The following is a 15,105-nucleotide window of genomic DNA, read 5'->3' as shown; positions in this document are numbered from 1 at the left end:
GCGCGGGGGATAGCTAGACGATCAGATCGTGAGGCGTATGGGTCACGACGGCGTCCATGTTGATTGAGGAATAAACCGGCTGGTGCTCGGCGATCGCCGGCCCAGTTGCTGGCGCTCCATCTGCAGCCCCTTGTGCCAGGTGAAAGCCGGCGAAATCCTGGCTGTGACCAAACCACGCGGCGGCTTGATCGAATTGTAGAGGGGCCGAAGCTCCCTGCTGTTCAAGGCTCGGAAGCTGCTCCGCGAAATGAAAGGACTGCTCGGTTCCAGACGTTCCGCCCCCTGCGAAGGGCACCATGGCCTGCGACCATGCTGCGTCTTCGTGGCCGCTCGTTGACGCAGCGCTGACGACGGGCGCCGGAGCGCTGGTGCTGCCGCCGACCGGTGGTGCAGCAGCACTGTCCGGGCTGGGCGCGAATGTGAACGCGTCCATTCCCGCCGTATGGCACTGAATATCGACCTGAAGATTGGTCGTAGCCGAGTCGCCATCTCCGTCGACCGCAGTTACATCGAACAGGAGATCCGCGTTGATACTCGTCTTTTCGGTATAGTTGATGTTGTTGACCGCGAAGGTGGGGTGCCCGGCCTCCGGCCGATCGTAGTCGACCTGGACTTGATTGAATGCCTTGTCAACGTACAGCGTGTACGTCGTCGTCGCGGCATCAAAAGTGTAGGTGTCGATCAACGACGCGTCCGATGTCTCGTGGACCACGAAGCTGGCACTGCCGCAGAGCGGTTTGGGAACATCGATGCAGAAGTCGTGAACGTCGGCGCTGCCGTCAAGAACCTTGAGGATCACGCCGGCGGTGCCATAACCCTGCCATTGTGTGAGATCGAAGCTGACCTGCGACTGCTTCCCGGAGAACGCGAGATTCAACTGCTCAGTGGGATCCATTTGCAGTCCGCTGTCACCGACCGCGATACCGCACTCCGACGCTTTGACGTCGAGCGGATGGCCGGTGCAGTCGGATCCGGTAATCACCAGTTGTCCGTCCGGAGCGGTCAATGACGGCGTGCCGCAGGCCGGGGCGTCGAAATCGGAGCCGCTAACGGTGACGTTCTTCGACAGTCCGGCGTGCTCAAGGTCAAAGCAATAGGTTCCATCCGGATCGATCAGCAACTTGAAGTACGGATCGGTCAGCGTGCCACCGCAATCCCCGAGATACGCATCGAGTTCGACACCGCCGCCCGCCTCATGGGTCGTATAGTAGAAGCTGTAGTCATCGCCATGTCCGGTGACGTGCACCGAGGTGATGCCGTCACCCAGGGATGACGTGGCCAGATCGTATCCCGTGCAGCCGACTGCGCCATCGTGGACGGCAACGCGCATCGCGGCGTCGCCATCCGCGCCGAAATCGACATGGTAAGTGCCATTTGCGGTCTGATTGTCCTGAGCGGCGACGAAGGTCTCCGGGAAGCCGCAAATGGTCGGGTGATCGTCCGTGATCGTCAATTGCTTGCCGAGGTCGATGCTCGCGCTCTGGGTGTCGCCATCCTTGTCCGTGATGGTGGCAACCAGGTTCACGATGCCGGCGGTCAGCGACACGGCTTCATCGGCGCTGGTGCAGGATGGATGCGTCACCGCGCGATACTCGGTGAAAGTCACGCTTCCGTTGGCCGGATCAAGCGCGATGGTGAATGCCAGCTCCCCGCTTGCCGTGCCGACATGGCCTTCAATGGTGTTGCCGTGCTGAACCAGCACGTCGGCGCAGCCCGTGTGCGAGTCGATCAGGCCCGACGCTGTGCCGTTACCGCCGTTGATCGCCAACGCATAGTGGGTCGTCGCGCCATCGGCGCCTTGAACCGAAGTGAATGCCGTCGAGAAATCGGCCGAAATCGTCGTCAGCGCCGCGCACGGCGCCGAGCCCGCGATGTGGTCGTCCAGCGCCGTCGCCGTCAGATGCGTTTCGCTCAGCGTCAGCGACGGGGCGGTTGCGTTCGCCTTGATGCTCGGGGCATCGTCCGTGATCGTCAGCTGCTTGCCGAGATCGATGCTTACATCCTGGTACTGGCCGTCGCTGTTCGTCACCGTCGCGATCAGGTTTACAATGCCTGTCCCCAGCGCGATCGCTTCGCCGTTGTCCGGGCTGGTGCCAAGCGGTTGTTCCACCGCTCGGTGTTCGACGAAGGTTACGCGTCCGGTCGCCGGATCGACCGTGATGGTGAATGCGAGCGTGCCGCTTGCTGTGCCGACATGGCCTTCGATGGTGTTACCGTTCTGAACCAGCACGTCGGAGAGGCCGGTGTGCGAGTCGATCAGCCCCGACGCTGCACCGTTGCCGCCGGTGATCGTCAGCGCGTAGCTGACCGCCAGACCCGCTTCGGTAACGAATGCCGCCGAGAACTCGCCGGAGGTCGTCGTCAACGCGGCGTCCGGTACCGAGCCGGCGATGTTGTCGTCCAGCGCCGTCGCCGTCAGATGGGTCTCGCTCAGCGTCAGCGACGGCGCCGGTCTGGCCTCGATCAGCGGGCCGTGGATGGTGATCGTCACCACCTGCGGGGTTCCGCCAATCGTGGTCACCGTGAAGCTGTCGGTCAGCGTGTCGCCGACGTGGAGGGCTTGCACGGAGCTGTCGGCGTTGTTGAGCGTATAGGTCCACACGCCGCCCGTCGTTAGGGTGAATGTGCCATGGCCGCCCGCGCTTGTCGTCGGCGCGTTCACCGCGGTGAAGGTGTTGGCGGGGTCGTCGACGTCGGTGTCGGTGAGCGTGCCGGTCGCGATGAGCAGACCGGGCGAGGCTCCGCTGACGCCAACTGCCCCCACAACCGCGCCAGCCTTGGCGCCGGAGATGATGGAGGCGTCGTCGACACCAACGATGGTAATGTTGAAGCTCTCACTCGTCGAGAGCGTGCCATCCCCCACGGTGATGACGAAGTTTTGGATCGCGTTGACCTTCAACGCGTTGATCGCGTCATTGTTCGGAACGAAGGTATAGTTTCCGGAGATGCTGTTGACGTAAAGCGTGCCGAACTGACCAACGCTCGATACGTTGTATGTCGACTGACCCACTAGCACGCTGCCCACAGTTCCACCGCTGATACCGAAGGTCAGCGCGCCGCCCTGGCTGCTCGCGGAAAAGGTCCCACTCGTGGTCTTGAAGTCATCGAATGCCGACGTATCGACTTCCGTCGGTCCTGCGCCAAGGTTCAGGCTCGGCGGCACGGGCGGCGCCGGCGGCGGCTTGAAGAACTCGATATGCGCCAAGGTAACGACCGGCAGCGGCCCGAGCGGATCTTGCGTCGGCGACGGCGAGGCAGGCTGAATAAAATTGATGGGTTGCAGCAGCGGCGACCCTTCGGGAGCCGGCATGCCGGACCCTTTTGATCCCGTTCCCTTCTGGAAATTGGCAAGCGCCTCCTGCTGGGCGTCGCGCAATTCCTCCATGTGGGTCGGGCTATTCGTGACCTGGTTCACCCCGACCGACGACCCTTTGGGGCTCAAGATGATCGTCACTCCGGGATCGTCGACGACGATGTGTCTGGGGATCGCCTCCTTGGTCACCAGCTCGAACACACCGTGGTGGAGGTCCTTGTAGTTGATCTTGTCGTCGTCGAGGATCGTGACGTTCGGCTCCGCAGCCCGCGCGTCCTCCAGGAGTGAGAGTGTCAGCGCCGCGAACGACAGCATGCCAAGGCCGCTGGCCCGAATGGTGCCAACAGGCGTGTCCGCCGCCAGGACGGTTGAACCTGCCAGCCGGCTGCTGATCATGCGCAAGATGCTTCTGGCCTTGGCGAACCTCCCCGGGCGGAGGGTGCGACCTCGGTCTTCCAAGTCGCCCAATTCCAGTCGAGTGTCAGCCGGCAGGTCGAGCACCGTGCCATCGACCATGCGGATTGCGACCCGGCCGCCGGCTGCGATCTCGATGACGTCGCCCTGGCAAACGGGATCGCCGGGCACGATTTGAATGGCAACGCCGCGTGCACGCGTGATCGTGCCGCAGCCGGCGGCCGTTTGAACAACGCCAACCATTCGGGGCAACTGGCCGAACATGGCCAGACACGCGTCCCCGAACGCTACGCCGGACGCGACTAACATTGGCTTTTCGCCTGCTAAACAGCTCAGGCGGAACGCGGCGCCGTATGTTTCTTGGTCTGGCTTGCGCCCGCGACGAGGTGAAATGACCCCGCACCGGCAGCCATAGGCTTGCCCGCAGAAACGTCCTGATTGAAATTAAATTCGGTCGTCGAAATGTGATTCCAGTACGGCGGGGAGCTATCGCAAAAATGACAGAACTGCTGTCCTTTATCGCGAGTGGAGCCCCACTAGTATCGCGAGTGGAGCCCCACTAGATTTAGTGTATATTCACCAAGTTTATTGTCCACCTATTAATTTTTAGTCGAACTGGTACAGGCATTTAGGCCTGTCTGCTGCAACTTGGCACTCAAGGTCCTGCGGTCTCGGCCCGGCGGTCCACATCACCATCGAGCCGCGACACGACAAGATCTTCTCGAGGGAGGGGATCGTGCGCATTCATATTGTTGTTCAATTGCTCGCCGGCACCGTTTTCACGCTCGTCGCCGCACTGACGTCCGTTCCGGTGCTGGCGCAAACCGAACCGGCCCAGCCCGCTGTTCAGGATTCCTCAGCGAAGTTCATCGGGAAGGTCGTGACGGTCACGGGTTCAGTCACGATCGAACATCCCAGTGCGGTCGTCGTTCAGGCCGCGCTGTCTGATCAATTGCCCCCAGCGAAGGTTGGCGATCCCGTCTATATGGGCGACGTGGTGAAGACCGGAGTCGATGGACGCGTCGGGATCAACTTCACCGATGGCACCTCGTTCAATCTGTCGAGCAACGCCAAGATGACCCTGACCGAGTTTGTATACGACCCGAACGGCAAGTCGAATTCGACCTTGTTCAAGCTGGCCAATGGAACGTTCACCTTCGTTGCCGGCAATATTGCGAAGACCGGTGACATGAAGATCGACACACCCGCCGCGACGATGGGAATTCGAGGCACCACGCCGCGCATCGAAATATCCGACGATGGAACGGTCAGGTTCGCGACGCTCGTGGAAGAGGGCAAGAGCAAGCTTCTCAGGAAGCCCGCGACACGCGTGGCGCCGCAGCCCGAGCAAAACACCTACCACAGGTTCAATCCGAATATTTGTCGAGGGTGCTAGGCGAGCAGGGCGTCGGGTTTGAGCGGCCATTCATGGAAACCAGTGACGCGGCGTCGTCAAAACCGGAGCCCGACATGAAGCCTCGTGCAGGTTCCGGCGGGAGTGGCGGCCTGACGGCGCTGTTCATTCTGCTTTTGCTTGCATCGCCGGTGGGCGCGCAGAACCCGAAGCAAAAGAGCAACTATCTGCGCAACATCGAGCTGTGCAGCGGCGTCGATCACGCGCTGGCCGACGCGCGCATCGGCGCCTGCACGGCGCTGATCGATGCGGGGCAGGACATGACGCCGGCCGGCCTTGCGATCGCCTACAACAACCGCGGCAACGCCTACGCCGCCAAGGAAGACTATGACCGCGCTATCGGGGATTTTGATCATTCCACCGAGCTCAATCCAACCTACACCAAGCCGTTCAACAACCGCGGCGTGGCCTACTTCAGGAAGCGCGAATACGATCGCGCGACCGACGCGTTCGATCAGGCCATCAAGCTCAACCCGAATTACGGCGAAGCCTTTGCCAATCGCGCCGGTGCCTATCTGAAGAAACATGATTATGCCCACGCCGTGCAGGATTACGATCAGGCTATTCGCCTCGAGCCGAACCTCGACGGCGTGTGGAACGGACGCTGCTGGAGCCGGGCCATCCTCGGCGCGTTGCAGGAGGCGCTGCAAGACTGCAACAAGGCGCTGCAATCGGGATCGGCCAATGCCGCCACCTACGACTCGCGCGGCCTGATCTATCTGAAGACCGGCGAGCTCCGCGCGGCCATCGACGACTATAGCGCCGCGCTCCGCATCGATCCGAAGCTGGCAAGCGCGCTCTACGGACGCGGGCTGGCGAAGCTGAAACAGGGCGACAAGGCCGGCGGCAATGTCGACATCTCCGCGGCCAAGGTGATCCAGGGCAGCATCGGCGACGACTTCACGCGCTACGGCGTGCAATAGCGAGCATGGCCGGCTAGAGCGTTTTCGAGCGAAGTGGACGCCGGTTCGCGTGCAGAAAACGCGTCAAAACAAGAGTCTAGAGCTTCGGTCCTGATTCAATCAGGACCGAAATGCTCTAGTCCATGATCTCGACCGTGGCCGAACGGCCAGCGACCAGTGCGATGCGATCCGGCAGGTGATCGAGCGCGATGCGCACCGGGACGCGTTGTGCGAGCCGGACCCAGCTGAAGGTCGGATTGACGTTAGCAAGCAGGTTGGCGCCGTCCGTACGGTCACGGTCCGCGATGCCGGCGGCAATGCTCTCGACATGTCCGGTGAGCCGGACCGGCTCGCCCATCAGCCGGACCTGCGCCTTGTCGCCGACGCGAATGCGCGCGAGCTTGGTTTCCTCGAAATAGCCCTCGACATGCAGCGTATCGGTGTCGACCAGCGCCATCACGCCCTTGCCCGCGGTGACGTAGGCGCCGGGCCGCAGGTCCATATTGGTGATGGTGCCGTTGACAGATGCATGCACCTCGCTGCGATCGAGGTTGAGCTGCGCCACCGCGCGATCGGCGACCGACTGGTCGTAGGCGGCCTTGGCCTGAAGCTGCGTAGCCAGGACCTGCTCCTGCTTCTGCTGCGAAACCGCATCGGTGGTCAGCGCACTGTAGCGCTTGAGGTCGGCGTCGGCCTGATCAAGCGTCGCGCGATGGCCGGCGACCGCAGCGTCGGCCTGCTGCAACGCGAGAGCAAAGCGGGCGCGATCGATCCGGAACAGGATATCGCCGCGATGCACTTGCTGATTGTCCTTGACCAGCACGTCGGTGACGAATCCGGAGACGTCGGGAGCTACCTGCACCACGTCGGCGCGGACCCTGCCGTCGCGAGTCCATGGCGACTCCATGTAGTAGACCCAGAGCGCGCGGCCGACGGCGAGCGCAGCGACGAGCGCGATCGCGGTCAGCGCAACCCGGCCGAGCCAGGCGAAATTCCCTTTCATGGCAGAAACTCCGAAAGATAGACGACGACGCCCAGCAGGCATACGTACAGGGCGAAATTGAACAGCGCGCGATGCCAGACCAGCCGGTAGAGCCCGAAGCGCTGCATGATCCGGCTCGCCACCGCGCTCAGCGCATAGGCCACGATCAGCCACAGCAGCAGCGCCGGGACCAGGACACCGTAGATGTCGAGCTCATATCTCATGCAGCAAAGCTCTCCTCGGGCTGCGATCGATACGCAGGTGCATCCGGAAACAGGCCGCGGCGGATGCCGACGAGGCCGAGCAATGCATCGTCCCGGGCGCGCTCGTTGGGATCCTTGACGACCGCGGCGAGCGCCGCATCGACGCATGACAGCAGCTCGGCCGGCATTGCCTCGTCGGCATGGGCGCGAAACGACGCCGCGAGGTCGTCCAGCATGTCGTCGATGGCACGCACGGTCGATGCGGCGAGGCCGTAACGGGCCCGCCTGAGGTCGATGATGTTGAGCCCGATGCGCAGCTGGACCAGGCTGTCGGCATCGCGGCGGTCGCTCTCGGAGATGAAGGCGATGCGCTGCACCAACAGGCCGAGCCGATGCAGCATCAGGCCGGCAAACTGCGCGCGATCGCCGTGGCCGCGCCGCTCGGCCGCGACCGCCAGCGTCTGCCAGCCCGACGTCATCAGCCGCTTGGCGATCCATTCGGCGCCCACGCCGCGCGCGACCCGCGTCACGATCTCGGCGATGACGACGCCGAGGAAGAAGGCGACCGACGTGTTGGCAAAACTGGCAAAATCCGCGCTGTAGGTCGATTGCAAGGCCAGCAGCGTCGCGGTGTTGGCGGCGAGCGCCATGCCGATCGGCGCGGTCTTGGGCCGCGCGATCAGGAAGCCGTACAGCAGGAAGGTCGGCGCGAGCGCGGCGATCAGAACCTCGACATGGGAGATGCCCGGCACCAGCGCGAACTGATAGATCGCGACGACGACGATCGCGACCAGCGAAAACAGTCCGAAGGCCCGGATGCTGCGCGCCGGCTCGTCCTGCGCGGCGAAGAAGGAGCAAGCGACCGCCGCCATCATCGGCGCCGAGGCGCCATCCGGCCATCCGGTCGCAATCCACAACCCGCAGCAGATCAGGATGGCAACCGCCGCCCCCGCGGCGGACCACAGCGCCATGCCGTGGTCGCGGTGACGGACCGGCGCGGCTCCCGACTCCGGGTGGAACGCCAGCGGGACGGCGGAGATATCCTTCCCCGCGGCAATCGCATCGCCGATTGCGCGGCAGTCGGCCGAGATGTCGACAAGCTCGCGGAGCCGGAGCAGCAGGCTGATCGTGATGATGCGCTCGCGCGGCACCAGGCCGTCGAGGGCAGATTGCCGCTCGGCGATCGCAGCGCGGATCGCGTCGCCGGATTGCCGCTGGCGATCGTCGTCGACGATCCATGCGGCGAGATCGTCGATCAGGTGCCGCAGCTCCGGCTGCCTTTGCACCGCCGCTTCGCCGAGTGCGGCGAGGCGGTCTTCGATCGACGTGATGATCGGCAGCAGCATCAGCATGCGCAGCCGGACCTCGCCGAGGCCGCGCACGGTGCCGACGTCGGCCAGCCGGTCATAGGCGACATGGGTCATTAGCGTATCGGTCTCGACGATGTCGGTCGCGAGGCGAAGGCGTTGGGCCCGGCGCGTCTCGCTGGTCCCGTGATCAAGCAGCACGTCGCGGGAGAGGCGGCGCGCATCCGACAGCCAGCTCCTGACACGGCCGCCGACCGCCGGCGCGACGCTGCGCGGAAACACCACAGTCGAGACGAGGCTGGCACAGATGATGCCGAGCGAGATCTCTTCGACCCGCGCCAGCGCGACATCGAAGATGCTGCCCGGGTCGGCGACCGACGGGAAACCTATCAGCGCGACGGTATATCCGCCCAGCATGAAGACATAGCTGCGCGGCGTGCCGTCGAGCAGCGACAGATAAAGGCACAGTCCGACCCAGAGCGCGATCGCGAGGCACAGCAGCTCCGGTGCATTGACCAGGTTCGGCACCAGGGCGACCGTCATGCTCGCGCCGACCAGAGTGCCGATCACGCGGAAGAACGCTTTCGAGCTGGTCGCGCCGGCCAGCGGCTGTGACGTGATGTAGACCGTCGCCATCGCCCAATAGGGCCGCGGCAGATCGATCGCCAATGCGATGACGAGCGCCAGCATCGACGCGGCGAATGTCTTCAACGCGAAGATGAGATCCGCGTGGCGGACCAGGAACGGCTCTTCCGCGCGCATGACTATTTCGCCCCTGGAGCGGTCTTATCTGAAGCGGTCTTGGCTGCAGCGCTCTTGGCGTCGTGCAGGCGGCTCGCTCGCTCGTCGATGCGCTGCAGCGTCTCGAAGGTTACCGCAAGTTCCTCGCTGCCGATATCCTTCAGCACGCTGGCCCGCACGCGGCGCAGTATCCGGTTGGTCTCCTCGACCTTGGCGTCGCCGGCCGCGGTGAGATGCAGCGTCTTGGCGCGCCGGTCGGTCGGGTCCTCGCGACGCTCGACCAGGCCTTCGGTCTGCAGCAGATCGATCAGCCGCACCAGCGAAGGCCCCTCGATCCCAAGTTCATCGGCGAGCACACCCTGACGGACATTCTCCCCCTGCCGCGACAGCACCAGCAGCGGTATAGCCGTCGCGTAGGCTGCAACTATATAGTCCGGAACATTCTTGGTGATCACGCAAAAGCGATCGAGCAAGCGGCAATGGGCACGAGCTCCACGGCAGGAGCGGGCGAAGAATTCCGGGGCGACAGCAGTCTGGCGCTGGTCCCGACCTTCATCGTCGTGGCCGTGGATGCGACGGGATTGGGGATCATCCTGCCGTTGCTGCCGTTCTACTCGCAGCGGCTTGGGGCGACACCATTCGTGATCGGTGCGCTGATCTCGGTCTATGCGCTGTGTCAGCTGATCGCCGGCCCGATCGTCGGCGTGCTCTCCGATCGCTACGGCCGCCGCAAGGTGCTGGTCGTGAGCCAGGTGGGCACCTGCGTCGGCTTCGTTCTGCTGGCCATCGCGGGCAATCTGACGCTTGTGTTCCTGGCCCGCATCATCGACGGGCTGACGTCGGGCAACATCTCGGTGGCGCACGCCTATGCGGCCGAGCACAGCCCGCCGCAGGCCCGCAAGCCGGCGCTCGGCATGACCAGCGGCGCGATCGGGACCGGTCTATTGGTCGGCCCCGCGCTGTCGGGCCTCCTTGTCCACTCGGCGACACCGCGCCGGTATGGGCTGCCGCAGCGTTGTCGCTGATCAGCATCGTCGCCACGATCGCTCTGCTGTCGCCGGATCATCCGGCCGCAGAGCCGCTCTATCAGCAGCGGGTGCCCGAGCCGGCGCTGCCGCACACGATCCTCGGGTTGCGGTATGCGTGGCGCGTGCTCGGTCTGCTTATCGTGTTCTTCTTCGTCAATTCGATGTTCCTGTCGCAGATCGGCCTGTTCCTGTCGGCGCGGTTCAGCTGGAACGGGCATGCCTTCGGCGCCCGCGAGCTCGGCGCCGTATTCGCCTATGCCGGTTTCATCAACATGGTCGTGCAATGTGCCCTGATCACCCGCGCGAATATCTTCGCGTCCGATCGCATCATTGTCCTGGCGGCGTTCGCCTGCATGGCAGCCGGATTGGTCGGACTTGCGTTCGCTGACCGGATCAGCCTGCTTGTGGCATTCCTGACGCTGATCATCGTCGGCATGATGTTCGCCCGAAGCACGCTGACTGCTGAACTGTCGCGCAGCACCGCGATCAACCGGCAGGGCATGATCATGGGCCTCAACCAATCGCTGATGTCGGGCGCCAATATCTGCGCTCCGCTGCTGAGCGGCGCGTTGATCGGTCACCAGCTCTACGTCAGCTGGACGCTCGTGATGGCGGCGATCGCAATGCTCGGCATGGTCCTGGCAGCGCAACTGCCCCCGCCGGGACAGCCAGCGCCGGAGCTGGGCAAGCGGGAAGGCAACGGGCAGATGCCGCGTTGATGACGCGCTCCAACGGTCGAATAAGGTCCCGCGATGACCAAAGACGGGTGACCGCGCGATAACTGCTCGACGCAGCGCGCTGCCCGCTCTCAACCGAAGTCGTGCATCAACCGGCTCCAGTCCTCGCCGGCGAGGCCGCCGACATAGATATCACCGCGCATAACGGCGTCGTTCACTTCGGCAACGCGCGTCAACGCCATGGCGAAGGCGCGGTGCCGGAACACGAGGCGGCGCTGCAGTCGCAACCAACGTTTGGTCTGATCGTCGTTCATCCCTGAGCGAGTGCCGCTCCGACGAGTCCCGGCACATATCCTCCGCGCCGCCAGCGCGCCCTACGGATCGAGCTCAGTATCCCAGTAGAGATAATCGAGCCAGCTCTCGTGCAGATAGTTCGGCGGGAACAGCCGGCCGTTGCGGTGAAGCTGATGCACCGTCGGAGCGTAGGGCGTCTGCTTCGGAAACATCTTGGCCTGTTGCGGCGTCAGATTGCCCTTGCGCAGATTGCACGGCGAGCAGGCGGCGACGACGTTCTCCCAGGTGGTCTGGCCACCCTTGCTGCGCGGAATGATGTGATCGAAGGTGAGGTCGTCGCCCGACAGGCAATATTGGCAGCTGAATCGGTCGCGAAGAAAAACGTTGAACCGGGTGAAGGCGGGGTGGGTGGTCGGCTTGACGAAGGATTTGAGGGAGACGACGCTCGGCAACTGGATCTCGAAGGAAGGACTTCGTACCGCCCGGTCGTAATATTCGACGATGTTGACACGATCGAGGAACACCGCCTTGATCGCGTCCTGCCAGGACCACAGCGACAGCGGGTAATAACTCAGCGGCCGGAAGTCCGCATTCAAGACCAGCACCGGCCAACCGCCTTGCGAGACATGTGCGTTCAAATAACGCTCCTGATCTCCCATTAGCTGCGAAGCAGCATGCACTCACATACTACAGGCAGCGTGACGGGATTGTGAAGAGCAATGAGCGGCTTATCCGCCATGCCCTGCCATGTTCCTGCCCCGATTGCCTCCCGCCCGCGAGGCCCTTAAAGGGAGCCGCAAGGCCCTGTCGGCCAGTGACGGACCCTGCCGATGACCACGACCACAAGCTATCTCGAGGCGCCGCGCCGGTTGCGCGCATTCGTGCGTGCGCACGAGACGAGCCTCGTGGTGCTGGCGGTGCTGATCGGCGCCATCGGCGGCCTCGTGGTCGCGGTCATGAGCAGCCTGGTCACCGTATTGCATTCGGTGCTGTTCAATCTGCCGCTGGGCGAACGGCTGTCGAGCCAGCTCAGCATCGATCCCGTGCGGGCGCTCGCGGTTCCCACGGTTGGCGGACTGGTGCTTGGCGTAGCGTTCCTGCTGCTGCTTCGGGTCCGGCCGGCCCGGGAAATCGATCCGATCGAGGCCAACGCGCTGTATGGCGGCCGGATGTCGTTCCGCGGCAGCGTGATCGTGGCGCTGCAGACGATCTGGTCGAGCGGCGTCGGCGGCTCGGTCGGGCTCGAGGCCGGCTATACCCAGTTGTCCAGCGGTCTGGCCGCCTCGCTCGGCCGCGGCTTTCATCTCCGCCGCAACGACCAGCGAATCATGGTCGGCTGCGGCGCGGCGGCGGCAATCGCCGGGGCCTTCAGCGCGCCGCTGGCCGGCGCCTTCTATGCTTTCGAACTTGTGATCGGCGGTTATACGCCGGCGAGCCTGACTCCGGTCGGCGTGGCGGCGGTGACCGGCTATTTCGTCGCCCATGCCTTCGAGCCGCTGCCGCTCGGCGTCGGCGTCGGAACCGTCGGCGACGTGCTCGGGCGGGATCTTGCGATCGCCGCGCTGCTCGGCGTGGTCGCGGCCCTGACCGGCATTGCGATCATGCGCGGGGTGGCGCTGTGCGAGACGCTGCTCGCCAAGACCCGGCTCTGGCCGCCGCTGCGGCCGGCGCTCGGCGGGCTAGCGGTCGGCGCCATGGCGCTGCTGACGCCGCAGGTGATGTCGTCGGGCCATGGCGCGCTGCGCTTCGCCGGCATCGTGGCGATGCCGCTCACCTTCATCGCCGGCGTGTTCGCGCTGAAGGCGGTTGCCTCGATCGTGTCGCTCGGCTCGGGTTTCCGCGGCGGATTGTTCTTCGCCACGCTGTTCATGGGCGCGCTCGGCGGCCGGCTGTTCGCCGCCGGCGTCGACATCGTGTGGCCGGGGCTCAATCTCGATCCCAACGCCTATGCCGTGATCGGGATGAGCGCGCTGTCGGCCTCGGTGATCGGCGGTCCGCTGACGATGTCGTTCATCGCGCTGGAATCCACCGGCAATCTCTGGCTCACCACCGCGGTGCTGGTGGCGGTCATCATCTCGACCACGATCACGCGCGAGCTGTTCGGCTATTCGTTCGCGACCTGGCGGCTGCATCTGCGCGGCGAGACCATCCGCAGCGCCGCCGATATCGGCTGGATCCGCGATCTCACGGTCGGCAAGATGATGCGGCAGGACATGACGACGGTGAACGCCGCGATGCCGATCGAGGCGTTTCGCGAGGAATTCCCGCCCGGATCGAAGACCCAGGTCGTCGCGGTCGACGGCGAGGGGCGTTATGCCGGGCTCGCGCTGGTCGCGGAAGCGCACGCGCCCGATCTCGAGGCCGACAAGGGACTTGCCGGCATCCTGCGCTACGCCGACGTGGTGCTGCATCCCGCCATGAACGTGCAGGAGGCGATCGCGGTGTTCGACGCCGCCGAAGCGGAATCGCTCGCCGTGGTCGAGGACGACGGCGACCGGCGGCCGATCGGCCTCCTCACCGAAGCGCACGCGATGCGGCGCTACGCGGAAGAATCCGAGCAGCGCCGCCGCGAGGTGATCGGCGAGATTTGATTGCGGCGGGCGCTCTTCGACCCGTCATCCTTGTAAGTCTCGAATCGCCGGATCGGATAGAGTGTCCGGTGCGGTAGCGGACGGGAGACCGCTTCATCCCAGGGCTTTGAAGCCCGATCCTCAGCGCGGCGCCCCGTCCGTTGTTCCATTGAACCCGAACAGTCGCGAGGGCCGCCTGGCGAGCCCGGTTGCGCAAGGAGGGGTGCAGATGGACGCGATCTACGTTGGCATTGATGTGTCGAAGGACCGGCTGGACGTGCATGTGCGTCCGAGCGGGGAAGCCTTTGCCGTGGCGCGTGACGGCAAAGGCTTGGAAGAGCTCGTTGCGCGCTTGCAGGTGATCTCGCCAGCGCTGATTGCGGTGGAGGCAACCGGCGGCTTCGAGACCATCGTCGCTGCTGCGCTGGCGGGCGCTCAGCTGCCGCTGGTGGTGGTCAATCCGGCCCAGATCCGGCACTTCGCGCAGGCGGTTGGTCAGCGTGCCAAGACGGACCCGATCGATGCGGCAGTGATCGCGCGGTTTGTCGAGGCCGTAAAGCCGGAGCCACGTGCCATGCCGGATCAGGAAGCCCGGCTGCTGGCTGAACTGGTCAGTCGCCGACGGCAGATCATCGAGATGATCGTTGCCGAGCGTCAGCGCGAGAAGCGGGCCGAGAATGTCCGCGTCCGCAAGAGCCTTGCCCGCCATATCAAGGTCCTCGAGAAGGAGCTGCCGGAGATCGACAACGACATCGACACGCTGGTGCGCGGCTCGCCAGTCTGGCGCGCTAAGGAGGAACTGCTGGTCAGCTTTCCTGGCGTGAGCAACACCCTCGCGCGGACCTTCCTTGCCGAGGTGCCGGAGCTCGGCGCACTCAATCGGCGCCAGATCGCGAGCCTCGCCGGTCTTGCCCCGTTCACCCGCCAGTCGGGCCGCTGGAAGGGCAAGAGCATGATCGGCGGCGGAAGAGCCAAGCTGCGCGCCGGGCTCTACATGGCCGCTCTGTCGGCCAGCCGATACCATCCGCAGCTCAAGGTCTTCTATCGGCGCCTGGTGACCGCTGGAAAGCCCAAGATGGTCGCCCTCATCGCCGTCGCGCGCAAAGTTCTCACCACCCTCAACGCCATGCTCAGGGACCAAAAACCATGGCAACCCGCTTGACGAAGAACACAGTCGCTGAGGAGCCGCGAAGCGGCGTCTCGAAGGATGCACGGCCACCAGCCGGGCCGTCGACCCTTCGAGACGCGCGCGAGCGGCGC

The 15,105-nt window shown here is 64.5% G+C and carries 13 protein-coding genes; 6 read left to right on the top strand and 7 right to left on the bottom strand.

Annotation, left to right across the window (positions count from 1 at the left end):
• Positions 1 to 13: 13 nt before the first annotated feature.
• The gene (locus ACVIGA_RS16650; protein WP_456667204.1) at positions 14 to 3,991 is read right to left on the bottom strand and encodes a DUF5801 repeats-in-toxin domain-containing protein; all 3,978 of its coding nucleotides are present in this window, start codon (positions 3,989 to 3,991) and stop codon (positions 14 to 16) included.
• Positions 3,992 to 4,463: 472 nt separating this feature from the next.
• Between ACVIGA_RS16650 and ACVIGA_RS16645 the strand changes: the two genes are divergently transcribed.
• Together ACVIGA_RS16645 and ACVIGA_RS16640 are read left to right on the top strand one after the other, a co-directional pair.
• Positions 4,464 to 5,123: a FecR family protein gene (locus tag ACVIGA_RS16645; RefSeq protein WP_456667203.1), complete on the top strand. Its 660-nt coding sequence runs from the start codon at positions 4,464 to 4,466 to the stop codon at positions 5,121 to 5,123.
• Positions 5,124 to 5,197: 74 nt separating this feature from the next.
• A complete protein-coding gene (locus tag ACVIGA_RS16640) occupies positions 5,198 to 6,064 on the top strand; it encodes a tetratricopeptide repeat protein (RefSeq protein ID WP_456667202.1) in 867 nt (288 codons plus the stop codon).
• A gap of 115 nt (positions 6,065 to 6,179) precedes the next feature.
• On the opposite strand, the gene ACVIGA_RS16635 is transcribed toward ACVIGA_RS16640, so the two are convergent.
• Genes ACVIGA_RS16635 through ACVIGA_RS16620 form a run of 4 tightly spaced genes read right to left on the bottom strand, consistent with a single transcriptional unit; the run spans position 6,180 to position 9,731 of the window.
• Complete coding sequence (locus tag ACVIGA_RS16635; protein ID WP_223974261.1) at positions 6,180 to 7,046, bottom strand: efflux RND transporter periplasmic adaptor subunit; 867 nt, start codon at positions 7,044 to 7,046, stop codon at positions 6,180 to 6,182.
• Complete coding sequence (locus ACVIGA_RS16630) at positions 7,043 to 7,249, bottom strand: DUF1656 domain-containing protein (protein ID WP_097673999.1); 207 nt, start codon at positions 7,247 to 7,249, stop codon at positions 7,043 to 7,045. The genes ACVIGA_RS16635 and ACVIGA_RS16630 overlap by 4 nt, the downstream gene beginning before the upstream one ends.
• Positions 7,246 to 9,297, bottom strand: coding sequence for an FUSC family protein (locus tag ACVIGA_RS16625; protein ID WP_456667201.1), 2,052 nt, complete (start codon positions 9,295 to 9,297; stop codon positions 7,246 to 7,248). The genes ACVIGA_RS16630 and ACVIGA_RS16625 overlap by 4 nt, the downstream gene beginning before the upstream one ends.
• Positions 9,298 to 9,299: 2 nt before the next feature.
• A complete protein-coding gene (locus ACVIGA_RS16620) occupies positions 9,300 to 9,731 on the bottom strand; it encodes a MarR family winged helix-turn-helix transcriptional regulator (protein WP_456667200.1) in 432 nt (143 codons plus the stop codon).
• Positions 9,732 to 9,755: 24 nt separating this feature from the next.
• On the opposite strand from ACVIGA_RS16620, the gene ACVIGA_RS16615 reads away from it, so the two are divergent.
• On the top strand, positions 9,756 to 10,301 hold the full coding sequence (locus ACVIGA_RS16615; RefSeq protein ID WP_456667199.1) for an MFS transporter: 546 nt from the start codon (positions 9,756 to 9,758) through the stop codon (positions 10,299 to 10,301).
• A complete protein-coding gene (locus ACVIGA_RS16610; RefSeq protein ID WP_456667198.1) occupies positions 10,292 to 11,023 on the top strand; it encodes a hypothetical protein in 732 nt (243 codons plus the stop codon). Before ACVIGA_RS16615 ends, ACVIGA_RS16610 begins: the two co-directional genes overlap by 10 nt.
• An 89-nt stretch (positions 11,024 to 11,112) precedes the next feature.
• Here the strand turns inward: ACVIGA_RS16610 and ACVIGA_RS16605 are convergent, their stop codons facing one another.
• Both ACVIGA_RS16605 and ACVIGA_RS16600 read right to left on the bottom strand, forming a co-directional pair.
• The gene (locus tag ACVIGA_RS16605; protein ID WP_456667197.1) at positions 11,113 to 11,295 is read right to left on the bottom strand and encodes a hypothetical protein; all 183 of its coding nucleotides are present in this window, start codon (positions 11,293 to 11,295) and stop codon (positions 11,113 to 11,115) included.
• A 60-nt stretch (positions 11,296 to 11,355) separates the two neighbouring features.
• Positions 11,356 to 11,913, bottom strand: coding sequence for an HNH endonuclease (locus ACVIGA_RS16600; RefSeq protein WP_016845270.1), 558 nt, complete (start codon positions 11,911 to 11,913; stop codon positions 11,356 to 11,358).
• Positions 11,914 to 12,105: 192 nt separating this feature from the next.
• Here ACVIGA_RS16600 and ACVIGA_RS16595 point away from each other — a divergent pair, with 192 nt between their 5' ends.
• Both ACVIGA_RS16595 and ACVIGA_RS16590 read left to right on the top strand, forming a co-directional pair.
• Positions 12,106 to 13,866 carry a chloride channel protein gene (locus ACVIGA_RS16595; protein WP_456667196.1) on the top strand — a complete coding sequence of 587 codons (1,761 nt, stop codon included), beginning with the start codon at positions 12,106 to 12,108 and terminating at the stop codon, positions 13,864 to 13,866.
• A 208-nt stretch (positions 13,867 to 14,074) separates the two neighbouring features.
• Complete coding sequence (locus ACVIGA_RS16590; RefSeq protein WP_375777642.1) at positions 14,075 to 15,007, top strand: IS110 family RNA-guided transposase; 933 nt, start codon at positions 14,075 to 14,077, stop codon at positions 15,005 to 15,007.
• Positions 15,008 to 15,105: the final 98 nt, after the last annotated feature.

Source organism: Bradyrhizobium sp. USDA 3240, assembly GCF_054063295.1.
This window is presented reverse-complemented; position numbering and strand designations above follow the sequence as displayed.